The 23,224-nt window shown below is 65.1% G+C and carries 17 protein-coding genes and 3 tRNA genes; 11 read left to right on the top strand and 9 right to left on the bottom strand.

Features of this window, described 5'->3' with window-relative positions; genetic code table 11:
* The 3 genes from NN4_RS40495 to pgsA form a co-directional block, all read right to left on the bottom strand.
* The coding region (locus NN4_RS40495) for a helix-turn-helix domain-containing protein (RefSeq protein WP_246181352.1) at positions 1 to 288 on the bottom strand (288 nt) is incomplete at its 3' end.
* Between the two features lie 115 nt (positions 289 to 403).
* Positions 404 to 943, bottom strand: a complete 540-nt coding sequence (locus NN4_RS40490; RefSeq protein ID WP_147142605.1) for a CinA family protein — start codon at positions 941 to 943, stop codon at positions 404 to 406.
* Positions 940 to 1,599: a CDP-diacylglycerol--glycerol-3-phosphate 3-phosphatidyltransferase gene (gene pgsA / locus NN4_RS40485; RefSeq protein ID WP_135232297.1), complete on the bottom strand. Its 660-nt coding sequence runs from the start codon at positions 1,597 to 1,599 to the stop codon at positions 940 to 942. Before pgsA ends, NN4_RS40490 begins: the two co-directional genes overlap by 4 nt.
* Positions 1,600 to 1,816: 217 nt before the next feature.
* On the opposite strand from pgsA, the gene NN4_RS40480 reads away from it, so the two are divergent.
* The 3 genes from NN4_RS40480 to NN4_RS40470 all read left to right on the top strand — a co-directional run bounded on the left by NN4_RS40480 (position 1,817) and on the right by NN4_RS40470 (position 3,390).
* Positions 1,817 to 2,383 (top strand): amino-acid N-acetyltransferase, encoded by a 567-nt coding sequence (locus tag NN4_RS40480; RefSeq protein WP_186818866.1) that lies wholly within the window; start codon positions 1,817 to 1,819, stop codon positions 2,381 to 2,383.
* Between the two features lie 27 nt (positions 2,384 to 2,410).
* Positions 2,411 to 2,695: a YciI family protein gene (locus NN4_RS40475; RefSeq protein WP_147142602.1), complete on the top strand. Its 285-nt coding sequence runs from the start codon at positions 2,411 to 2,413 to the stop codon at positions 2,693 to 2,695.
* A gap of 149 nt (positions 2,696 to 2,844) precedes the next feature.
* Positions 2,845 to 3,390 carry a hypothetical protein gene (locus tag NN4_RS40470; protein WP_107658216.1) on the top strand — a complete coding sequence of 182 codons (546 nt, stop codon included), beginning with the start codon at positions 2,845 to 2,847 and terminating at the stop codon, positions 3,388 to 3,390.
* A 3-nt stretch (positions 3,391 to 3,393) separates the two neighbouring features.
* Here the strand turns inward: NN4_RS40470 and NN4_RS40465 are convergent, their stop codons facing one another.
* Positions 3,394 to 4,377 (bottom strand): TerC family protein, encoded by a 984-nt coding sequence (locus NN4_RS40465; RefSeq protein WP_147142599.1) that lies wholly within the window; start codon positions 4,375 to 4,377, stop codon positions 3,394 to 3,396.
* Positions 4,378 to 4,510: 133 nt separating this feature from the next.
* Here NN4_RS40465 and NN4_RS40460 point away from each other — a divergent pair, with 133 nt between their 5' ends.
* The 6 genes from NN4_RS40460 to NN4_RS40435 all read left to right on the top strand — a co-directional run bounded on the left by NN4_RS40460 (position 4,511) and on the right by NN4_RS40435 (position 7,129).
* On the top strand, positions 4,511 to 5,335 hold the full coding sequence (locus tag NN4_RS40460) for a class I SAM-dependent methyltransferase (RefSeq protein ID WP_147142597.1): 825 nt from the start codon (positions 4,511 to 4,513) through the stop codon (positions 5,333 to 5,335).
* A gap of 99 nt (positions 5,336 to 5,434) precedes the next feature.
* On the top strand, positions 5,435 to 6,055 hold the full coding sequence (locus tag NN4_RS40455) for a hypothetical protein (RefSeq protein WP_147142594.1): 621 nt from the start codon (positions 5,435 to 5,437) through the stop codon (positions 6,053 to 6,055).
* A gap of 295 nt (positions 6,056 to 6,350) precedes the next feature.
* A tRNA-Tyr gene (locus tag NN4_RS40450) sits at positions 6,351 to 6,432 on the top strand.
* A gap of 12 nt (positions 6,433 to 6,444) precedes the next feature.
* Positions 6,445 to 6,516: transfer RNA gene (locus tag NN4_RS40445), tRNA-Arg, on the top strand.
* A 10-nt stretch (positions 6,517 to 6,526) separates the two neighbouring features.
* Positions 6,527 to 6,600 (top strand) — tRNA-Leu (locus NN4_RS40440).
* Between the two features lie 331 nt (positions 6,601 to 6,931).
* Positions 6,932 to 7,129 (top strand): hypothetical protein, encoded by a 198-nt coding sequence (locus tag NN4_RS40435; protein WP_147142591.1) that lies wholly within the window; start codon positions 6,932 to 6,934, stop codon positions 7,127 to 7,129.
* Positions 7,130 to 7,232: 103 nt separating this feature from the next.
* Here the strand turns inward: NN4_RS40435 and NN4_RS40430 are convergent, their stop codons facing one another.
* From NN4_RS40430 to NN4_RS40420, 3 genes are all read right to left on the bottom strand, one after another.
* Positions 7,233 to 7,634, bottom strand: coding sequence for a hypothetical protein (locus NN4_RS40430; RefSeq protein WP_222595261.1), 402 nt, complete (start codon positions 7,632 to 7,634; stop codon positions 7,233 to 7,235).
* A 154-nt stretch (positions 7,635 to 7,788) separates the two neighbouring features.
* Positions 7,789 to 13,026 carry a PA14 domain-containing protein gene (locus tag NN4_RS40425; RefSeq protein WP_186818865.1) on the bottom strand — a complete coding sequence of 1,746 codons (5,238 nt, stop codon included), beginning with the start codon at positions 13,024 to 13,026 and terminating at the stop codon, positions 7,789 to 7,791.
* A gap of 1,875 nt (positions 13,027 to 14,901) precedes the next feature.
* Positions 14,902 to 17,655 (bottom strand): ATP-binding protein, encoded by a 2,754-nt coding sequence (locus tag NN4_RS40420; RefSeq protein ID WP_246181351.1) that lies wholly within the window; start codon positions 17,653 to 17,655, stop codon positions 14,902 to 14,904.
* Between the two features lie 262 nt (positions 17,656 to 17,917).
* On the opposite strand from NN4_RS40420, the gene NN4_RS40415 reads away from it, so the two are divergent.
* Together NN4_RS40415 and NN4_RS40410 are read left to right on the top strand one after the other, a co-directional pair.
* Positions 17,918 to 19,513, top strand: a complete 1,596-nt coding sequence (locus NN4_RS40415) for an ABC-F family ATP-binding cassette domain-containing protein (protein ID WP_147142582.1) — start codon at positions 17,918 to 17,920, stop codon at positions 19,511 to 19,513.
* 33 nt (positions 19,514 to 19,546) lie between these two features.
* The gene (locus NN4_RS40410; protein WP_147142579.1) at positions 19,547 to 20,338 is read left to right on the top strand and encodes a helix-turn-helix domain-containing protein; all 792 of its coding nucleotides are present in this window, start codon (positions 19,547 to 19,549) and stop codon (positions 20,336 to 20,338) included.
* Between the two features lie 42 nt (positions 20,339 to 20,380).
* Here NN4_RS40410 and NN4_RS40405 read toward each other — a convergent pair whose 3' ends face one another.
* Both NN4_RS40405 and NN4_RS40400 read right to left on the bottom strand, forming a co-directional pair.
* Positions 20,381 to 21,430 carry an alpha/beta fold hydrolase gene (locus NN4_RS40405; protein ID WP_147142610.1) on the bottom strand — a complete coding sequence of 350 codons (1,050 nt, stop codon included), beginning with the start codon at positions 21,428 to 21,430 and terminating at the stop codon, positions 20,381 to 20,383.
* 163 nt (positions 21,431 to 21,593) lie between these two features.
* Positions 21,594 to 23,224 (bottom strand): LuxR family transcriptional regulator (locus NN4_RS40400; protein WP_222595260.1); only part of this gene is annotated, 1,631 nt, incomplete at its 5' end.

Raw genomic sequence — 23,224 nt, 5'->3', positions numbered from 1 at the left:
GTCGACCGGCAGCGGTGCGGCGGCGGCATCCGCCGGGGTACGGGTCGGCAGGCCGTCGGCACCCGCCATGATCGTGCTCACATCCCAGAGCACCCGGGACAGCGGCACATCGAGGGCCGCGCAGATCGCGGCCAGCAACTCGCTGGAGGCCTCTTTGCGGCCCCGCTCGACCTCGGAGAGATAGCCCAAGCTCACGCGCGCGGAGGTGGACACCTCGCGCAGGGTCCGGCTCTGGGCGAGACGAGCACGCCGCAGACTGTCCCCGATGGCCTCTCGCAGCAGCGTCATCTCGTTCTCCTTCGCTCCCTGTCAGGGGACCCGCATGACACTCACGAGTGCCACGCACGCCGTTCTTTCTGGCACAACGTCGGACGAGGCCCGGTTGGTTCCCGTCCGACGCAAATCACTCACCTTGCCTGCTCGTACCCGCGTCCGGTCGGCGTACACATCGCAGCAGTTCCCGCACGGCGATGTGCGTCGCGCCGATCCTGATCGTCCACCGGTCCCCGAGGAGTTTCAACCGCATCACCTCGGTGTGCCCCGGCCCGGCGAGTCCGAGGAAGACGGTGCCGACCGGATGTCCGTCCTGCGAATCAGGTCCGGCCACACCGGTCAGTGCCACTCCCCAGTCTGCCCCGCATCGCGTGCGGGCGCCCACCGCGAGTTGTTCGGCGGTGCTCGCGGCGACCGGACCTTCGGTCTCCAGTACTTCGTCGCTGACGCCGCCGAGGCTGTGTTTCAGGTCTGTGGCGTACACCACGATGCCACCGCGCAGCACCGCGCTGGCGCCCGGGACACCCGCGATGGTCGCGGACAACAGCCCGGCGGTGAGTGATTCGGCGGTCGCGACGGTCTGGCCCGCCGTGCGCAGCGCCGAAACCAGGTCGGCGACTTGCCCGTTCGCGATCAACGGATCGGCCGGTGCCGAGGGTGCCTGGCTCATGCGCCGCGCGTTCGGCCCGGCCCGCCCGCGAACCACACCCGCATCGCCTGCCCGACGTAGTCCAGGCCGGTGATCACGGTCAGCGCGACGGCCACATACATCAGCACCATGCCCGCCCCGAGGAGCCAGCCGCCCAGTGGCAGCAGCAGGACCGCGATCGCGATCGACTGCATGAGGGTCTTCAGTTTGCCTCCGCGACCGGCGGGGATCACGCCCCGGCGCACCACGGCCAGGCGCAGCAGGGTCACGCCGATCTCCCGGCCGCAGATGACCAGGGTGATCCACCAGGCCAGATCGCCGAGTACGGACAACCCGATCACCGCGGAACCGATCAGCGCCTTGTCCGCGATGGGGTCGGCGAGCTTGCCGAAATCGGTGACCAGACCGTATTTGCGTGCCAGTTGCCCGTCGAACCGGTCTGTGATCGCGGCGATGCCGAACAGCGCGGCCGCGACGAGCCGCCAGAAGGTCTCGTGCCCGTCGCCCACGAACAGTGCCACCACGAACAGCGGGACCAGCGCGATCCGCAGCATGGTCAGGATGTTCGCGATATTCATCAGCGGCACCACGGGTTCGGCGTGCGGCGTCACCATGCTCGACGGGATCGGCTCGGACGCGGCCCAGCGTCGCTCGATCTCCTCGGGTTGCGCACTCATCGCCGCACCTCGCCGACGCTCGACTCCGGCCGGAACGCGAGCGGCTGCGCGATGGTTCGCCGGCTCACGATAAACACTCCAGACAACGCACATGACCGGCGCCTACCCGGCGCGTGTCATGCCGAACCCGCTGCCCGGCGTGATGCGGTGAGCGGGAGGACTGGATGTGCGGCACACGTTCAGCCTATCGGTAACCCGCCCGACTACTCTGCACCCCATGAACTCTCGGGGACCACTAGGTGGTTCGACCAGCGACGCACATCCGGGCGTGCCTCTAGGCGCGCAGAACGCCCCGCTGGTTGTCCGACGCGCGCGAACCTCCGACGTGCCCGAGATCAAGCGCCTCGTCGATGTCTACGCCGGTCGGATACTGCTGGAAAAGAACCTGGTCACACTGTACGAAGCGGTGCAGGAGTTCTGGGTGGCCGAGCTCGACGGTCGCGTCGTCGGCTGTGGCGCGCTGCATGTGCTGTGGGCCGACCTCGGCGAGGTGCGCACGGTCGCGGTGCACCCGGATGTCAAGGGCAGCGGGGTAGGCAGGCTCATCGTGGAGCAGCTGATCACGGTGGCGCGCGAGCTGGAACTGCGGCGGGTGTTCGTGCTGACCTTCGAGGTGGATTTCTTCGCCAGGCACGGGTTCGCGGAGATAGACGGCACGCCGGTGACGGCCGAGGTGTACGCGGAGATGTGCCGGTCCTACGACACCGGTGTCGCGGAGTTCCTCGACCTCAGCTACGTCAAGCCCAACACCCTCGGCAATACTCGGATGCTGCTCACGCTCTGACATCCGACGTATAGGAAGCGATCCCCCGTGCCGATCTTCGCCGTTCACTACACCTACTCCGCGGCCACGGTCCCGGACCGGGACACCCACCGGCCCGCGCATCGCGCCTGGCTGGCCGGTCAGTTGGAGGCGGGCAACCTGCTGACCAGCGGGCCGTACCCGGACGGGTCCGGTGCGCTGATCCTGTTCCGGGCCGAGGATGCCGCTGCGCTGAACGCGCTGCTCGCCGCGGACCCGTTCGCGCAGGAGAAGCTGATCGATGACGTGCGCGTCGTCGAATGGCTTCCGGTGCTGGGCGCTTTCTCGTCCTGAATCGATCACCTACCGATTCCCCGCTCACCCATTCGGTGGGCGGGGAATCGGACAACCAGGGCGGATCGTTAGGCGAAGTCAGCTAACTTGCGGCGACACACCGTGCGTGATACGGACATACCGCCTGTTCCACACGGCAGACTCGCGCCATGCGCACTTACGTAGCGGTTTTCGCGTCGACGGCTGCCACCGCGGGCCTGTTGTACGCGTACCTGGGTGTACCGGACAAAACGGACCCAGCAACCTCTTCCTCGGCCCGTCCGCTGACCCGGCCCGGGGTGGCCGACCCGGCGCTGTACCGAGCCGTCGACGGCTATTACTTCCAGACGCCGGACCGGCACATCACCTGCGGCATCCTCGATCAGCCGGTCGGTCAGCCGCGACGCACCGCGGGATGCCAGGGCGCGACCGGCCCCGCGCCGCCGCACATGCAGAAATGCTGGAGCACCGATCCGGCCGCCGCCGCGGTCGCGGTCGGCGAGGACGCCGGATATCTGTGCGTGAACCAGGGTTTCTACACCGGCCCCGAGGTCGTGCCCGGTGCCGGCCCTGGCGTCGGGCCGGTACTACCTGCCGGAGCGACCCTGAGCGCGCACGGATTCACCTGTCGGGCCGAGACTTTCAGCGTCATCTGCAGCAACGACGAAGACGGGCACGGGTTCGAGATCGCCCCGGACAGCAACCGGGTGTTCTGAACGTCAGCGCACCACTCGGTCCGAGCGGGTGCGCACCAGGCTGGCGACCGTCGCGATGACCAGGATGCCGAGGATGACTCCCAGCGACACCGCGGTGGAGATTTCCGGCACGCTGACGTGCTCGCCGCCATTGATGAACGGCAGCGTGTTCTCGTGCAGTGCGTGCAGCACCAGCTTCACGCCGATGAACGCGAGGATGGCCGACAAGCCGTAGGACAGATAGACCAGACGATCGAGGAGTCCGCCGATCAGGAAGTACAACTGCCGTAAACCCATGAGCGCGAACGCGTTTGCGGTGAATACCAGGTACGGCTCGCTCGTCAGACCGTAGATCGCCGGGATCGAGTCCAGGGCGAACAGCAGGTCGGCGAAGCCGATCGCCAGCAGAGTGAGGAACAGCGGGGTCAACACGCGACGTCCGTCGACGCGGGTGATCAGCTTGTCGCCGTCGTAGCTCTCGGTGGTCGGCAGTACCCGTTTGGCCAGCGCGACGATCCGGCTGTCGCGCTTCTCCTCGTGCTCGACCTCGTGGCCACTCTCCTTGATCAGCTTGGCTGCGGTGTAGATGAGGAACAGGCCGAAGAGGTAGAACACCCAGCTGAACGCGTTGATCGCGGCCGCGCCGACGGCGATGAACACACCGCGCATCACCAGCGCGATCACGATGCCGATAAGCAGCGCCTTCTGCTGATAGATCCGGGGCACCGCGAAGGTGGACATGATGATCAGGAAGACGAACAGGTTGTCCACCGAGAGCGCCTTCTCGGTGACGAAACCCGCGTAGTACTCCCCCGCGAACGTCGAACCCCACTGCCAGGCGACGAAACCGCCGAAGGCGAGGGCGAGCCCGATGTAGACGGCGGACCAGAAGCCGGATTCCCGGAAGGTCGGCTCGTGCGGGGTGCGCACGTGCGCGAAGAAGTCGAAGACGAACAGGGCGAGGATCACCACGATGGTGACCACCCACTCGAGTGCGGTTACCTGCATGCTGCGTGTCGATCAGTAGCGAGGGTCATGGCGTCCATAATGCCCGATTTGTCCGTTCCGGTCGGCTTGCGGGGTGATTGCTGACCATAATTTCACATGCGCTCGCCGCTGGTGCCATGCCACAGTGGCGACTGTGACCGACGACTACCTACTCCTCAACAAAGCCAACTGGGACGAGCGCGCCCCGGTCCACGCCGCGTCGCGCGATTACGCGGTGGATCGGCTCCTCGCCGAACCGGACTTTCTGAGCGAGGTGGTTCGGTTCGATCGTCCGTTGCTCGGCGACATCAGCGGGTTGCGCGCGGTGCACCTGCAATGCCACATCGGCACCGACACGCTCTCGCTGGCCCGGCTCGGTGCCACCATGACCGGACTCGACTTCTCCCCCGCGTCCCTCGCGCAGGCTCGGGATCTTTCCGAAAAGGCTGGGGCTCGAATCGATTTCGTCGAATCCGACGTCTTCGATGCGGTAACCGCGCTCGGCGGTGCGCAATTCGACCTGGTGTACACCGGAATCGGTGCGCTGTGCTGGCTTCCGAGCATCGACCGTTGGGCGCGAGTTGTCGCCGAACTACTGCGGCCCGGCGGACGGCTGTTCATCCGAGATACCCATCCGATGCTGGCGACGATCGACGAAAACCACACGGACCGCCTGGTTGTCGGCTACCCGTACTTCGAAACGCCGGATCCGATGGTGTTTTCCGACGGCGGCACCTATGTGGAGACCGACGCCGAGTTCCAGCAGACGACCACCCACGAGTGGAACCACGGGATCGGCGAGCTGGTGACCGCCGTGCTGAACGCCGGACTCTCGATCACCGGACTCACCGAGCATCACAGTGTGCCGTGGCATGCCCTGCCCGGGCAGATGACCCTCGGCGCCGGCGGCGAATGGCACCTCACCGAGCATCCGGAGCGGCTACCGCTCAGCTTCACTCTGCAGGCCCGCAAGCACTGACAGCGAACCTCCCCACCTGCGGCGATGAGATCGCTTCGGGTGGGGCGTGTCCCGGCGCGTCCCGTTCGAAAGCCGGGCGACGCGGTACAGAATGCCGTCATGCAAATCCGAGGAGCTCGTATCGCTGTGGTGCCGTGCGCCGTCGCGCTGGCGTTGCTGGCCGGGTGTGGAAACGACGACAAGGATTCGGGCACACCGACCTCCAGTTCGGTTGTGCCGAGTTCGCCCGCGGCGAGCTCGTCGGCCGCGCCGACCACCACGGCGACCGCCGCGCCGACTTCCTCAACCCCACGCCCCCATGCCTCCGGGCCGGTCGACCCGGCCCAGTACCGGCAGCAAATGGGGTACTACTTCCAGTCGCCGAGCGGTTCGTTCCTCTGCGCGATCCTCGATCAGCCGATCGACGACAACGCCCAGGTCGGCTGCCAGGGACCCACCACACCGGCGCCCGCAGAGTTCAAAGAATGCTGGAGCAAGAATCCGCAGGGCAGCACGCTGACCGTCGGCAAGCGCTCAGGCGCACGCTGCTTGAACCAGGGTGTGTTCGTCGGCGCGCCGATCGACGGCGGCAGCCGCGGCGGCGGGCGGGTGCTGCCGTACGGCGGGGTACTCACCGTCGGCGCGTTCACCTGTGACTCCGCCGAGAACGGAGTGACCTGCACGAACGACACCACCGGCGCCGGGTTCACGATCGCCCGCGAGTCCAACCGCACCTTCTGACCCGAAAACCGGTTCCCAAGCCGAAATTCGGATGTTAACGTCGGTACCACAGAACGCACACGATCAGGAAGGCGAAGACATGACCGGGACCCAGCAGCGACAGTGGTCGCGCAGCGGTGCCTGGCAGTCGCACGCCAACTCCGTGCTATCGACGGTCGCCTATCGACGGCTGACCGTACGGAGCGGCCCCTGACCCGTGTCTTCCACAGACCCGTGCAAGGGGTCACTCCGCGGCAATCGCCAAGGGGTGACCCCTTTTTCGTGTTTCGGTACACAACTACACAGCGACCAACACGGCAGTATGCCCGAGCGGCCGAAGGGGCCTGACTGTAAATCAGGTGTATTCACCACCGGAGGTTCGAATCCTCCTGCTGCCACCCGTGTTTCACATCCGTGTAGCTCAGTGGAAGAGCGGCACCCTCCGATGGTGCAGGTCGGTGGTTCGACTCCACTCACGGATACGAAACCCGATCCCTCGTAGCCCAATCGGTAGAGGCACCGGACCTAGATTCCGGGAGGTGCGAGTTCGAATCTCGCCGAGGGAACATACAACATCCACACAATTGACGTTCACGCGTTGACCTGGCGTTTCCGCGCAAACGGTTGTCGTGGTGACGCCTACGGTTGCCGCAGCACGGGCGATGTCGGGCAGCTGGTCGGCGGGCAGTTTGATGGTGATCGTGGCATGCGTGCTGTCGTGGAGCTGAACGGTGAGCTGTGTGACTTCGAAGAGCCGCTGGAGCAGTTGCTCTGGCACCTCGGGATCCCAAAACCCCTGACCGCCCTCTCTACCTACCCGTTTCGGCCTCCCGAATCCTGTGGACGGGCCTGTCCCCCAATAGTGAGACCCTGGTGGCGGTCAGCGACGAGCATGGCGTGACCTTGTGCCATCTGCCCAGCTGCGACACGGTGTGGTCCACCCCGCTGCCCGCCCTCGTCACGTCGCTCACCGCACTTCCCACGAGCCCATACCTCGACCTCGCCGTCGGCACCCAGCAGGGAATCGTGTTCCTGCGCCCCAAGCTGTCCGATGCCTGGTGCAAGCGCCTCGGAGTCGGCCAATACCCCGGGTGACGCCGCACATCCGCTACGAAGCCGCGCATGAACGATGCCCCTTATGATGTGTGCCGGTGTCGTATTCGAGGAAGAACCGCACCGCGCGGCCGTGCTGACAACGTTATTGATCTGGTTCCACCCCTGGGGGGTAGCACCAGTGGGCATCCTCAGCCGAACCGAAGTTGCCGTTCTCGTCCACGGTAATCGCAGTGAGCTCACCATTCGACTTAACCAGCCACGCGAGCACCTCCTCAACCGGAGATTTCTCCTGCCCCCAATAAAGATCACGGACGCGCCACCCCGCACCGGGCAGCGCGGCGATTACACGGTTCGCCCGTTCGAGATGCGAGAAGTCGGGGTAATCCGTGACCAAGCGCCGGACTCCACGTTCAGCATCGACAACCAGCGCGGTTCCCGTCGATGTATCCCATGCATCCACCTCTACCGACCGGCCTACGAGCGTATCGGTTCCAGTGAAGATGGCGATCCAGCCCGTTGGCGTGAAGCTCTGAATATTCGACACACTAGACATTATCCCCTACTGCCCATAGGAAAATTGACGGCACCCAACGTCCGCGACGCTCGATTGCCATGTGTCTCATTCTGCCGCCGAGTTTCCATCGTTACATCTCCCTGCGTGAGCTGGAAAATAGTTATTTTCATTTGATACAGTCCCATTAGACCGGAAAAGCGGTTATGATTTTTCCGGTGACCTCGTCCACAACTACGCGAACACCGGTCAAGTCGCCGCCTCCGTTCGCGGGGCCCGCCTTTCCGACCTTTTGGCCGAAGTCCCATTCATAAACCAATCCTTCTCGAGGCTCCCCGGTTTCAGGGTCCGGAGTATTCTTTTTAGGGGTTGCCCGTTGAAGAGTATCGTAGATTTTCTTTATTACCTTATCTTCTTTGCCCGTAAAGATACTTGACCTCTCATCGACCTCATCCCCGAGGGGACGGTGGCGGGCCTTAATGTGAGCCCAAGCTTTGTCGGTTAATGGCTTCTCTGCCGCTTTTTCTCCTCCAGCGGCAGCATCGCCAGCTTCCGCCGCGGCCCAGATGCCTATGATGACGGCACCAGCTCCGAGAGCCGCGAGACCCGCCCACCCGAGCGGACCGGCGCCCACCAGGGGCGGTATGGCCGGCGCCACGGCGCACGTGGGGCATCTGCCGCTGAGGTCCAGGCTATTGATCGGGTCGCCATTGACATAGTCGTAAGCGTTTGCTGACCCGCCGGATACGGGATCGGCTTGCAGGAACCGGCCGAGGATGGGTAGGTAGGTGCGGGCTCCCATCTCGAGGGCTTGTTGGCTGGCGATGTGTTCGATGGGGACGGTGTGTTGGCCGAGGTATCCGAAGTCCATGCCGCCTTCGGCGGTGGCGGGGATCGGGATGTCACCGATGGTGCCGGTGGCGGGGTCGATGTTTTGACCGTAGGGGTCGTAGAGGTGGAGTGTGCCGGTGCGGGTAGCGGTGTGGTCGGTGGTGAGCAGGATGTCGCCGTGGGTGTTGGGGTAGGACCAGTTGGCGGTTTTGGTGTCGGTGTAGCTCTTGGTGAGCAGAGCGCCGCCGGGTAGTTTCAGCACTCGTTGGCGCAGGGTTCCGGACTCGTCGAGGACGACATCGGGGCCGCTGGCGTCGGAGGTGAAACCGTAGCGGGTGACCTGTGCGGGTTTGGCGTTGTCGCGGACGGTTCGCTTGGTGATGCGGTCGGTGACGTCGCGGGTGTAGTCGACGGAGCGTCCGGCCGCGGTGGTGGTGGAGATGTGTCGGAGGGTGGAGTCGTATCCGAGGGTGTCGGTACCGATTTTGGTGGCGTTTCCGTAGGTGTCGTAGGTGAATGACAGGGTGGTGGCCCCGTTGGTGGATAGCAGCCGGTCGGCGTCGTCGTAGCAGTAGTTGGTGGTGGTTGCCGGGGCGCCGTTGAAGCTGTCGGTGAAGGTGGTGCGGTTGGTATTCAACCCCGCCTTCTTGTTCGGCCCGCAGCCGTTGTCGCCGGCGAAGCTGTAGGTGAGCTTGTGGTGGGGCACGGCGGCCGCGACCAGGCGGCCGACACCGTCGTAGGTGTAGGAGCTGTTGTAGGTGGTACCGGGACCAGCGGTGTCGGTGATGGTTTCGTCGGTGATGCGTTGGTCACGGGATCGGGTGACCGTACTGGCGACGGTGGACCCGGATACCTTCCATGAGAGGCCGGTCGTTGAGCCGGCGTCGTTGTGGGTGATCGCGAGGTTGGATCCGTTGCCATAGGCGACTTTGTCCAGGATTCCCGCGGTGTAGCCCGGGGTTGCGACCCTGGCTCCGTCGAGGTCTAGGCCGGTCAGTCGGGACGCGTCATCCCAGTGGTAGTTCAGGGTGGAGGTAGCCGCCTTGACCGCAGTGGTTTCGCTGATTTTGCGCCCGGCAGGGTCGTAGGCGTTGGTGGTGGTGACCCCGCCTGCGTCGGTGTAGGACACGGTCTGGCCGAGCAGGTCGATCACAGACGTGGTCGATCCATTGTTGTCGCTGACCTTCCGCTTCAGCGGGTTGCCGTCGACGGCGTAGTCGTAGGTGAGGGTGCGGGCCGGTTTGTCACCCATCGCCGGGAACGACTTCTCGACAATGCGGTCACGGGCGTCGTAGCTCACACACGACCACGGCTCACTGTTGGTGCGGGCAGCGACAAGACGGCCCGCTGCGTCGTACACCGACTCGACCGCGTTGGCTGATCCGTCCGAGTTCTTGGGTCCCCGAACGGTTTTGACCATGCCGCCCTGGTTGGCAGCTGCGGAGTTCGATTTACAGGGGTTCGAGCGGGTTTCGCGGTCCCCGTAGTAGGTGACAGTGCCGCGCTTGTCGGGATTGTTGAGGTCACCGCCAGGCAGGGCTGCGGCCAGTTGGCGCAAGTAGCCTTGGCCAGGCTTTTCGATCAGCATCCGGCCGGTCAGGTTGATGCCGCCCGGGTCTCCGGTTTTGGACACTGTCAGCCCGAGCACGGGGTCGATCCCATTGTTGAGGTCGGAGTAACTTGTCTCGAGTTTCTTCGCGGGCGCGCGTTCGGTGTCGCCGCCGGAGGTGTTCTCAGCGATCTGGTCGGTTTGGAGACCGTAGCGGGGTGCCAGGTTCTGCCCTGGCACTGTCACCGAGGATCCGGCGCCCGGGGGTTTCCAGGTGAAATCGAGTGCCCCGGTTTTGCCGCTGCGGTTGTAGTAGTCGACCCGAACTCGATGCCAGCTACCGGCTGTGGTGTTGGTGTAGGTGCCCGGGACAGCGGTGGCGGCCTTGTCGGTCCAGCTGTCCACAATGAGCATGTCATCGATCCACAACCGCACACCATCGACGACGGTGAACCCAAGTGCATAGTCGCCGGTCGCGGGGAACTTCATTTCGCCGGTGAATCGGCCCGACCAGCCGCCCTTGTTCGCCACCGGCGGGGTCGCTCCCCAGCTACGTTTCAAGCTGCCGTCAGCGGAGCCGACACCGGTCGCCCAGTCTTTTGGAACTCCGGAAGTGAACGGGTTGTCGTAGTACGCGGCCTCCAACCCGGCCAGATTCTTGTCGTACCGAGTATTGGTGTGAGGCATTGCGTTCGCGCACTGCGGGGTCGGCAACTGGCCGCTGAAACAGGCCGCTGGAGCCGGACCATAACTGTCGGTCGGCCGGTCCGTGTGGTCGTAGATCACCGTCGAGCGGCGACCGGTCGAGTCAATCGTGGCTGTTCGTTGGTCTTTCGCATTCCATTCGCTGCGGACGGTGTCGCCAACGGCGTTGGTCGAGGCAAGAAGACGACCAGCATCGTCCCAGGTGACAGTGTTTTCCGGTGGCGAGTTGAGCCCGCCGATCCCGTCGACGTTGACGATCGCTTGCCTGCCGCCGATGTCGTAGCCGTAATAGTGGGTGGGCCGTTTGCCCATGTAACCGCCATCGGAGGACGGCCCGGTGACAGCGACAGCCCGCAGGCGTTCGGGCACCCCGGGTTCTTCGACGAACTGTTTGTACTGGATCGCCGTGTGTACCAGTGCCTGGGAGGGGAACTGTTGGATCGAAGCCCAGTCGTGGCCCAGGTTCCCGCGAACAAAGCTCAGCGGTCCGATACTGGCGAGGAGCTCCTGGCGTTTGACTTCGCTGCTGGTCTTGCGATATTCCTTCTGAACATCGGCGAGGTTGGTGTAGCTGAAGTCCTGCATAGCCGCACCGGGGTTCTCGATCCGAGCGACTACGTTCAGCAGATACCACAGCAGGGTTTCGGTGCCGTCCCAATAGGTGATGCGGCACAGCTGTTGCGCGGGAGCGGAGTTGGCCCCCGCAGGAAGCGACGCCCCGCCGTAGCAACTGTTACTGCCATCGGTGTTGTAGTGCAGGGTGTGCGAGCGCCCCGACACCGGGTCGACAATCTCGGTCAGCCGTGACGGGGAACCTCGGTAGCGGTACTGCAATGACGCGGGCTTCTTGCTATCGAGCACGGTCGACACCTCGGCGAGAGTGCCGTCGGCATTGAACAGCGACACCACCCCGTTCTCGGTCACCGAGAGTCGGCCACGGGCGTCGAAAGCTACGACACCGTCGCGTCCAGGTGGCGGAACGTATCCACCCGAGGCGCGAGCCCAGCTATGTTTGCCGCCCGCACCGTCGGTGAGCACCACCGCACCGTCGAGCATCGCCGCGTGGCTGTAGTTGCTGGCCGACATCGACAACGTCCAACCGGCCGGCAACGGCGGCGGATCAGCGGGATACAGCCACTGGGCCGGCGCGATCCGCGGAATCAGGTTATGCATGCGCATACCACCAGCGGTGCCCTGAGTGCTCTTGACCCACAACACCATTGCCGGTGAATCAGCGGAATGGTGATACAGCTCAACCTTGATCGGCACCCGCTGACCATCACTCAGAGGCACCTCATCGTCACGTTTCGGACCAGCCTCAGTGAACTTGTCATGGAAGATGCCACCGGCCTCAGGGTTGTCATAGACCAGCCGATCGCCAACCCAGATCTTCGCTCCGGGAGTGTGCGCGCCAGCGAAGCGGTAGTCGCCGGCGACCGGGGCCCGGAAATACCCCTCCCACCGGACCATGAACCCCTCGGTACTCAGCCCGGGCGGCACGGGATCCCGGCTGGTTTCGTCGTGCCACCTGTTGCTCCAGTGCAGATCCACCTGAGATTCGGCCCGCACCAGCACAGCGGCGTCGTCGTCGGGGGAACCATCGCGGTTGGCATCGTTGAAATACGAGGCCCGCACACCCCGGGACTCACCTTGGCGCGAGTTGTAGGCGAAATTGACCCCCGCAGGCCCACCCAGCGCCGAGAAGATCGGGCCTGAGGCATCGAGACGGACGTTGCCGTTGAACAGGTTCACCGTCACCGGCCCCAGCGAATCTGTCGGGGTCGGTTTCGGATCACCCGTGCGCTGATCGATGGTGAAATGACCGACCCAGCTTGCCGGTGTCGGCGTCTGCGCACCCTTGGCGACGGTCTCGACGGTCCAGGTGTATCGGCCGCCGTTCGCCACCACATTGCGGGGCACCGTCCACTGCGGTTCCGGCAGGCACCCCGACTGCGCCAGGCTGCCGGTGCGACCATCGAAACCGGTCGACACCTTGAAGCAGTACTTCGCGCCTTCCGCGGCGCCGGTTACGGCAACCTTCAACATGGGTGTCTCGGAAGCCAGAATTGCGTTATCGGCCGGGGCGACCAGCACGGTCTTCAGCTCCTCTTGCGCCCGTTGCCGCGAACTCACACCAGGACCATCGACCGCCCCAACGCGCGCCAACGGCACGAAATCGGCGTCAGGCAGAGGGGGCTCCGGTTCGCGCTCGAGCGCCGAGGACGGGTTGTCCCCTGCCGCCAGCAACGGCACAGCCCGTGTCGTCAACGGAGCCGCCGCACTTGGCGGCGACACCACTATCTGCACCAATGTCGCGATCAGCAGAATTGACAGCGCCACCGCGCTCCATCGATACCAATTAGCAAGGAGCCAACGCACCGAGGCGTCGCTCTGACGGCGATATTTCACACTCCACACTCCACAATCCCCGAGCCCATAGACGGGCGTAAATCTGACAGAACAGCAGCACCGGAATCCATCCATTCCAGACGTAATTCGTGATGCCGGAATTACACGCGCCGCGACTCTTATTACAAGTCGCGGCTTCAGTGCCCTACCTCAGGTTCCCGTTCAGAGATGATCCTCCAATTCGATACCAGGACAGTATGTTTGGGGTCTACGTGTCGATCGGCCTGCGTTTTCGCTCGAAACCAACATGTAGCCCATGAGGATCCGACACACCGGGCAGTTATCCCACACAGCAACAGAAGGAGCCCGAGTTTAAATAGCCTTAACAGAAGGACATCTCACAGAATCGAGCGTCTTGCCGGTCGCGTACGCCAAGGATATACAGTCGTACGGCGTTGATGCGCAACTTGTTTGGAGACCCCTACTTCAAGACGTTATTCATCGATGCACACTCCACCACACGGGATTGACTGATACCGAACGACTTTAAGACGAAGACCCCCTGCCACCCGGACAACGGTACAGTTGGATCAAATGGGGAGCCAACGACCATACCGACTGGGGAGCTAAACGCAGCGCAGGAACCTAGCACGCCTCGCGCATCCACCAAAGTAGCTGCACGGCAACAACAGTCGAAGTTCGGCGACATGCCGACCGTGAGGGGAGAGGTCCCGTAAATCAGGGATGAAGGCACAACTATAGCGCCTCCAAGATCATCACCTAAGCTCCGGCATTTGTCAATCCGCCCCGCTGACTCGTCGAAATGCCGAGTAGTCGCTTCGTTGCCTCATGTGGTCTTACCCACGTGCGGCGTGGTGCCGCGCGGCGAGTGGAGGAGGTTGCGCCGCAGTACGCGGGCACCATGACGCATTCGCCGACCGGCACCTCTGACCAGTCATAACCGCCCAGGTCGCGGTATGAGCGGACACTGCTGTTCGGGCACATAATGATCGGGATGAACTCCGAACCCCCACCGCGGCGTCGCCCCGTGGCGAATCCCGACTACCAGCCCGTGCCCCGAGAGATCACCCCTGAACATCGACGTCTCGCGGAAGAATTCGCGGCGATTGTTACGCCTCGATGGTCCGAACGTGCGGTATCCGCATGCCTGCAATGGCTGATGACCAGCAACATCCCAGTGTCCTGGCGTGTCACCGTCGAGGATGCATGGGTCGAGGAGGAGTGGACCGTCGTGGTTGTCTACCGATCCCAGTTCTTCGATGGCCCCCTGGCGTTGCGACGGACCACTCACGACCCACACAGCAACACGTTCTCCAGCATGTATTCCCCGCAGCTGTCTTCCGCGCCGGATCCGGTGCAGTTCGGTCGCGACGTCGCCGACTTCGATATCGGCGAACCGCTCGGCACAGTGACGGATCACGTCCGAGTCGATGACAACGGTATTCAGTGGTGGGGAAAGCTCCCGGCCACACCTGACCAACCCGAATCCCAACTCGGCGGAGCCTCAGACAGTGCGACGGGCTGCCAGGGACAATCTTCTGTCCACGTCCGCCGACCGGAACCTCCTACCCGCACTGAGGAGTCCACACACGACTCTTCGTGCTGACCTAGGCATCACGGTCCAGGCGGTCGATCACCGAACATACGACCAAGTTCAACCAGTCGACCGCCACACCGTTCGACAGCCCGGACGTTCACGAAGACTCGCCTTTTCGATGACGGCGGCGACGTCGAATCATCTCGATTCCGGGGGAAATCTGCAGTTCACGACGAGTAGGCGTTGGTGTGGATGCTGTTCGAACCGCCCCGAGGGAACCAGCCCGCACCGAACAGGAACATTCGGCGTCACACAGTCGGGTCTTCTTCCGGCGGAAGTAATCCCACTAGATCGGTACGTGAACTCACGCCGAGTTTAGGGAAGATGCGATGCAGGTGGGTGCTCACGGTCCTATGTGACAGGTAGAGCCGCTGTCCGATTTCTCGGTTGGTCAGTCCCTGGGCCGCCATCTGGGCGATGCTCAGCTCGTGCGGAGTGAGTCGATTGCGGGCGTCGGGATCACGGTTCGGGCTGGATTCACCGGCACTGCGCAATTCCAGCCGGCAACGTTCGCTCCAGGCGGTGAATCCGAGCGCGTCGAAAATCTCTCTGGCCATGCGCAGATGGGTCCGGGATTCGACGACCCGGCGCTGCCGCCGCAGCCATTCGCCGTAGGCCAGGTGCAGCCGGCCACGTTCGGCGGGCCAGGCGGTCAGATCCGCCGCGAGTGCGGCGGTGAAATGTGCTTCGGTGGCGTCGGTTTCCACGAGAGCGCGTGCATATCGCCACCCGATATGCACGATAGGTGAGGGCGTGGCAGTCAAGACCGGTTCGAGGCCGTGCAGCAGCTCCCGCAGCGTGTCGACCTGTCCGGCACGGACCGCCGCTTCGGTGAGCTCGGCGATGACATAGGCGCGCAACGACATTGAGTACGCGGGGTCCTGGGGATCGTAGATCCGTCGTAGGTCGACGAAGGCGTCGTCGTACCGGCCTTCGCCCAAGGCCGCGAGACCCCGCGCGAGCTGGACCATGCCCAGGATGGGGCGCGCGCCGGAGGCGAGCCCGATTCGTTCGGCATGGCCGGTGAGGGCCGCCGCGCGCGGGTAATCCCCTTGGAGCGCGGCGATTTCGCCGTGGATGGCGGTGGCGAGACCGTGCATGAAGGGCTGACCGGTTTCGTGGGCGAAGACGGCGGCTTCGGCTGCCGCGGTCGCCGCCGCCGTGAGATCGCCGAGCCGGGTCAGACTGCACGCCTGCACGGTGAGCGCGCGGGGCAGTAGTCCGAGCTGCCCCGTGGCGCGCAATCCCGGCGCGGCCGCGGCGGAGAAATGAGCGGCGAGGTCGTAGGCGCCCACTTGATGTGCTGCACTGCCCAGCAATCGATTGAGCTCCGGGCTGCGACCGGTATCCGCAGCCAAGGCGTGCAACCGATCGAGGACCCATTCGCCGCGTTCGAACGGGGCGACCCACGCCGATACCGCGACCGAACGCGGGTCGTCGTCGGGTACGGGAAGCGCATCGGCGACCGCGAGCAGCGCGCGGCGGGTGTCCGGCCCGGGTTCGGCCCAGAAGCAGCGCGTGGCCGCACCCCACAGGATCCGCATCGCCGCATCGGGGTGCCCGTCAGCGGCGACCGAGGCCGCCGATGTCGCCAACTCAGCTATGCGCGAGCGGTCTTCGCGGACACCGTCGTCGAAACCGCTGAGCAACCAGGCCGCGGTTGCCTCGTGTCGAGGGGTGATGGGGAGGGCCCGTGCGGCCAGGACAAGGCGTTCGGCGGCATCTCGACGACCGGAATCGACGGCGAGTTCGGCCGCTCGCAGCATCCGGTCCGCGCGGCGAATCGGGTTGTCGCTGAGTTCGGCGGCTCGCTCCAGCGCTGCGATAGCACCGCTGCGGTGGCGGGCATGCTCTGCGACGTCCTCCAGGTCGCGCGCTACCTGTTCGTCGGGGCCCGCAGTGGCCGCCGCACGTTGCCAGGTGCGCCGATCCGGATGCTCGGTGAGGACGTCGGCGAGCGCGTGGTGGGTGCGGACACGCTCGTCGACGGTCACCGTGGCGGTCAGGGCAGATCGCATCAGGGGATGCCGGAAGGTGACGGTGCCGGGACCGAGGACCAGCAGCCGTGCCTCGACCGCGGGTGTGAGGATCTCGGGTTCGGCGGGAGAATCGAGTAGAACCCCGGTGGCGGACAGAGCTTCGGCAATCGAGTCACTGTCGTTGAGCGCGACGACGAGTAGCGCGATCCGGGTTGGCGCGGGCAGCGTCGCAGCGCGCGCGGTGAAGGCGCGTTCTAGCCGTTCGGTCAGCGGCAGTGCTGCGGGGAGGTCATCGAGATCGCTCATCACGGTCGGTAATTCGGTCAGCGCGAGCGGATTCCCGCAGGCCACGAGAAGCAGCCGATGCCGGATCTGCGCGGGCAACTCAGGCGCGGCGTGGTCCAGCAACCTAGCCGCATCGTCCTCGGGCAACGGTTCGAGCGGCATCGGACTCAGCTCCGCACCCGTCAGTGGTGTGTCGATGCCATCGCGCACGGTGGCGATCAGCGCAATCGGTTCGGCCTCGATGCGGCGGGCAACGAACGCCAGCACCTCCGCGCTGGCGGAGTCCAACCAATGCACGTCCTCCGCGACGATCAGCAACGGCCGCTCGACCGCCGCATCGCAGAGCAGCGTCAGCGCCGCGAGCCCAACTAGATACGCGGTGGGTTCGCCGCCGCCGTTGTCCGACAATCCCAAGGCAGTGGTGAGCGCCTGATGTTGGCGTGCCGGCACCCCGTCCAACGACTTCCGCAACGGATACAGGAGCCGGTGCAGTCCTGCGTAGGCATAGTTCTGCTCGACCTCCACTCCCGCGGTCCGCAGCACCCGTAGCCCCGCGACGTCCGCCGCCGCGACAGTCGCGTCCACCAGCGCCGACTTTCCGATTCCTGCCTCACCTTGGATCAGGATCCCACCGCGCTGCTCGGGGCCGTCGATCAGCGCGCTCAGATCCTTCAGCTCTGTTTCTCGCCCAAACATCGGCACGCGCCTGGTCGCGCGGCCTTTCACGGTCGGTGCCACATGCCGGATGATAATGTGGTCACGTGCTCATCGAGGAAGTCGACAGACTCTAGCCGCCCAGTCGAAGGCGGCGTCCCGATTTCACATTCACCCTCTCTTCGAATGTGCCTTCGCGTGCTCTATTGAGCGCGGCCATTTTTAGTGCACTGCTCTCTGCGCCTGATCCGGCGCCGTCTTGTCGTGCCCATCTGCCTTCGCCTGCTGTTCGAGACCTGTCTTATTTCTCGCAGCCGCTCGCATCGCGAGCAGGAAGAGCCGACTCATGTCCACATCCGTGCAATCAGCAATCACCCTGCGGAACCTGACCTTCGAATGGCCCGACGGCACCGTCGCGCTGCATGGCGTCAATGGCGCCTTTACCAGCGGGCGGACCGGTTTGGTCGGCCGTAACGGCGCAGGCAAGTCGACGCTGTTGCGCCTCATCGCCGGAGTGCTCACACCGACATCCGGGCGCATCGAAACCACCGGCGAAGTGGGTTATCTGCCGCAGACGCTCACCCTCCGCCACGGCACCACCATCGCGCAATTACTAGGAATCGGAGGCAAACTAGCAGCCCTGCGCGCAGTCGAGGCGGGCGAGGTCGGTGAGATGCATTTCGAAACGATCGGCGACGATTGGGACATCGAATCCCGTGCTGACGAATCCCTGCATGAAATCGGATTCAGTGCAGCCGATCTCGATCGCAGAGTCGGTGAGATCTCCGGCGGGCAGGCTGTTCTCATCGCGATCACCGGACTGCGGATCCAGCGCACGCCGATCACACTTCTCGACGAGCCGACGAACAACCTCGACCGCGAAACACGCGCCGCGCTGACCAGATTCGTAGATTCGTGGCCGGGCACTCTCGTGGTGGTCAGCCACGATCTCGAACTGCTCGAGCACATGGACGCCACCACGGAACTGCACGGCGCGACACTGGAGACATTCGGCGGACCATACAGCGCCTGGCAGCAGTACATCGAGCAGGAACAGGCCGCGGCCCAGCAGGCGGCACGTACCGCCGAGCAGGCGCTGAAAATCGAGAAGCGGCAACGCATCGAGGCCGAGACCAAGCTGGCCAGGCGTGAGCGCACAGGTAAGACGACACAACAGAACGGCGGCATCCCCCGGATCCTGGCGGGCAATCGCGCCAGCAAGGCGCAGGGTTCGGCCGGTGCCATGCGCACCACCCTCGACGCCAAAGTGCGTGCGGCCCAGGATGTTCTGGATGCCACGACAGCCAGGGTCCGCCGAGAGGAAAATATCCATCTGGATCTGCCCGATCCTGATGTGCCGCGCAGCAGGAGGATTGCGGAACTGCGCGACGGTGACCATACCGTCCTCATTCAAGGACCGGAACGAGTCGCCTTGATCGGCCCCAACGGCGCCGGGAAGTCGACCCTCATCGAGAACCTCCTCCATGGTCGCGATCCGCGACACGGCGCCCTGTATACCGACCGCGTGGGATACCTCCCGCAACGCCTGGACGGTCTGAACGACCAGGTCGGCGCGCTGGAAAACGTCCATGCGGTGGCCGCCACCACGCCACCCGCCACCATCCGCAACCAACTGGCCCGGCTGCTCCTGCGCGGGAACAGTGTCGAACGGCCCGTCTCGACCCTCTCCGGCGGTGAACGCTTCCGAGTCTCCCTGGCCCGCTTGCTGCTCGCCGATCCCCCGGCACAGCTGGTGATCCTCGACGAGCCGACGAACAACCTCGATATCGCCACCGTCGATCAACTCGTCGAAGCCTTGGCCCAATATCGCGGCGCTCTCCTGGTGGTGAGCCACGACTACCCGTTTCTGCACAGAATCGGCATCGATACCGTCGTCGAACTCGATTCCGACGGCCGCATCCAGCCGCGTGGGTCCCTGTAGACGCGCTCTCGAGAACGAAAGGAGCGAACGACAATGGACTCACCTGTGGTCCGGAATATCGGCTATGCCGTTGAACGCCAGCACCTCTCGGCATTCATGACGGCGGGCGCCGGCGGATCCGTGATCATGCGCGGCGATACCGGAACCGGCAAGAGCGCCCTGCTCGAGCACGCGATAGCCCTCGCGGTGCGCAACGATCACACCGTGGTCCGGGCCGTCGGGGTGGAGGCGGAATGCGAACTCCCGTATGCGGGACTGCATCAACTCCTGTACCCGCTACAGCCATATACCGATCGGCTCGACGCGCGCGACCGCGCTGTATTCGACGCGGCCTTCGGACAGCCGGTCACAACCCCGCCGTCGATCATGGCGCTGGGGATCGCCGTACTGAACCTGTTGTCGGCGACGGCATCCGAACGACCGCTGCTGCTGGTGCTCGACAACGGCCATTGGTTCGATGATGCCAGCGCTGACGTATGCGGCTTCGTCGGCCGACGGCTGACCGGAAGCTCGGCGAAAATGCTGGTTGCGCTGCGCGCCGATATCGGATCGCGGTTCGACAGCTCCGCTCTGCCGGAGCTGCGGGCCACCGGTATCAGCCCGCCGGACGCCATGCCGGGTCCACTGATGCTGACCTGGCAGGAACGCCGGATCGCCGAGCTGGCCGCCGGCGGTCTCACCAACAAGGAAATCGGCGGACTGCTGTATCTGTCGCCGCGAACGGTCAGTACCCATCTGTACCGGATCTTCCCGAAGCTGGGGATCACGACGCGGGCCGCATTGCGTGATGCACTGGACAGTCAGCGGGAAGCTACCGGGGCGTGAGAGAGGCCGCCGGGCAGGTGGGAATCACCTGCCCGGTGGTCTTTACATTCGGTCGGCGTCAATGATGGCCTGGGCGAACGGATGCGGGGCCTCCTGCGGCACGTTGTGCCCGATGCCGTCGAGGATCCGGTGTTCGTATTTGCCGGTGAACTTGGCGCGGTAGGGCTTTCCGTCCTTGGCCGCGCCGTCGAAATCACTGGCGATGGTGATCGCGGGCACCGTGATAGCGGGGCCGGTGGCGAGCTGCTGTTCGTAGGCGTCGTACTGCGGCTCGCCCGGAGCCAGGCTCAGCCGCCACCGGTAGTTGGAGATGACGATATCGACGTGGTCGGGATTTTCCCAGGTGGTGGCGCTGCGGTCGTAGGTGGCATCGTCGAAATTCCACTGCGGCGAGGCGCGCTTCCAGATCAACTTGTTGAAGTCGTGCCGATTCTTGCTGTAGCCGAGCCGTCCACGTTCGGTAGCGAAGTAGTACTGGTACCACCAGCCGAGTTCGGCTTCCGGTGCCAGCGGCTGCTGCTGGGCCGCCTGCTGGGTGATGATGTATCCGCTCACGGCGACGATCGCCTTGCAGCGTTGCGGCCACAGCGCGGCGATGATGTCGACTGTCCTTGCACCCCAGTCGAATCCGCCGAAGATGGCCTTGTCGATGCGCAGGGCATCCATGAAGTCGATGATGTCGCGCGCAATGGCGGACTGCTGACCGTTGCGGACGGTCTGCGCAGACAGAAACGTTGTCGGGCCGTAGCCGCGCAGGAACGGGACGAGCACCCGATATCCGGCGGCCGCCAGCAGCGGCCCGACATCGGCATAGCTGTAGGGGTCGTAGGGCCAGCCGTGCAACAGAATCACGGGTTGTCCGGTGCTGGGCCCGAATTCGGCGTATCCGACACTGAGGACACCGGCGTCGATCTGTTTGATGAGTCCGAGCGTGGTGTTGGCGCCCGATCCCGCCCGCAGCTCCGCACCCGGCGGCACGGTCACGGGTGCACTGGCGGAGTCCGCGGAGCAAGCGCTGAGCGAGGTCGCGGCCAGTCCCGCCGCACCTGCCACCAACGCTCCACCGAAAAGCCGTCGCCTGCTGAGGTCCATCTGCATCTGCACTCCTGCTGTCGTCCTTGGGCCGGTGCGGTGCGGCCGACCCAAGGGGTCCGACCAGCACCGCTGCACTGCTGACGCTAGGCAGCCCACGGACATCGCTGCGAGCGTCAGATGACGTAACCAGTGTCGATCGAGTGAGCGTGACGACCGTTGTTCACGCAGCTGTATCGGACTGAGGCGGCAGCAGGGCAGACAGGTCGCTACGCGAACTGATCCCGAGCTTCGGGAAGATGCGGTGCAGATGAGTGCTGACCGTCCGGTGCGACAAGTACAGCCGTTGCCCGATCTCCCGATTGGTCAGACCCTGCGCCGCCAAGTGAGCGATGCTCAGCTCGTGCGGGGTGAGTCGCTCTGCGGCGTCCGGGCTGCGGTCCGGGCTCGATTCACCGGCGCTGCGCAGCTCCACCCGCGCTCGCTCGCTCCAGGCGGCGAAGCCTAGCGCGTCGAAAACCTCTCTGGCCGTGCGCAAATGGATGCGGGATTCGACGACCCTGCGCTGTCGTCGTAGCCATTCACCAAAGGCCAGGTGCAGGCGGCCACGCTCAGCCGGCCAACCGCTGAGATCCGCCGCGAGTGCGGCGGTGAACAACTCCTCGGCGGCATCGATGGCGGAAACCGCTCGCGCATAACGCATTCCGATGTGCAGTGCGGGCGAAGGCGTCGACGCGGCCACCGGTTCCAATCCGTCCAGCAGCCCCCGCAGGGCGTCGGTCCGTCCGGAGCGGACCGCGGCCTCGGCGAGTTCGGTGAGGAAGTACGCGCTCAGCGCCGCCGAATGCGACGGGTCGCGCGGATCGTGGATGCGGACCAGATCGGTGAAGGCGTCGTCGAATCGGCCCTCACCGAGCGCGATGAGCCCTCGGGTGAGCTGCGCGGTGGCCAGCACGGGACGCGAGCCAGCGGCCAGTCCGGTGCGCTCTGCGTCCGCCACGAGCGCTGTGGCCTGCCGGTAATCCCCACGCAAAGACGCGATTTCGGCCTGCACCGCGACGACTACCGCATGCATGAAGGGCTGTCCGGTCTCCAGGGCGAAGGCCGCGGCCTCGGCCGCGATAGGCGCGGCGGCGGCGAGGTCACCGAGCCGGACCAGGCTCCAGGCCTGGATCGCGAGTGCCCGGGTCAGCAGCCCGAGCCGCCCGGCGGCCCGGAATCCGGGTGCGGCCGCGGCAGAGTAGCGGGCCGCGAGATCGAAAGCGCCGACCTGGTACGCCGCACTGCTGAGAAGGTGATCGACCTCCGTATCGCGCCCCGCAGTCGCGGCCAGCCTACGCAGGTGGCGCAGGACCGGTTCGCCGCGTTCGAACGGGGCGACGATCGAATCGATCGCGAGCCTGCGAGGATCACCATCGGGAATGCCGAAGGTGTCGGCGACCGCGAGCACCGCGCGCCGGGTATCGGGCCCGGGTTCGGACCAAAAACACCGCGCGGCCGCGGCCCAGAGGATCCGCAGCGCGGGATCCGGAAACCCGTCGGCGGCGACGGAGGCCGCGAGCACGGCCAGTTCGCCGATGCGCGAGGGACTTTCGCGCATTCCGTCGTCGAATCCACTGAGCAGCCAGTTCGCGGTGGCCTCCTGCCCAGCCGTCAGCGGAAGCGTGCGTGCGGCGTCCACCAGCCGTCCTACGGTGTCACGGCGACCGGAGTCGACGGCCAGTTCGGCGGCCCGCAGCAGGCGGTCCGCGCGTCGGCCGGGGGTATCGCTGAGAGCTGCGGCCTGCTCCAGCGCCGCGACCGCACCGCCGGCGTGGTGTGCCCGTTCGGCAATGTCTTCGAGTGCGGCGGCCA

This window comes from Nocardia ninae NBRC 108245, from assembly GCF_007990755.1.
Taxonomy (GTDB): domain Bacteria; phylum Actinomycetota; class Actinomycetes; order Mycobacteriales; family Mycobacteriaceae; genus Nocardia; species Nocardia ninae.
The sequence above is the reverse complement of the archived record's forward strand: the minus strand, read 5'-3'. Positions and strand labels throughout refer to the sequence as shown.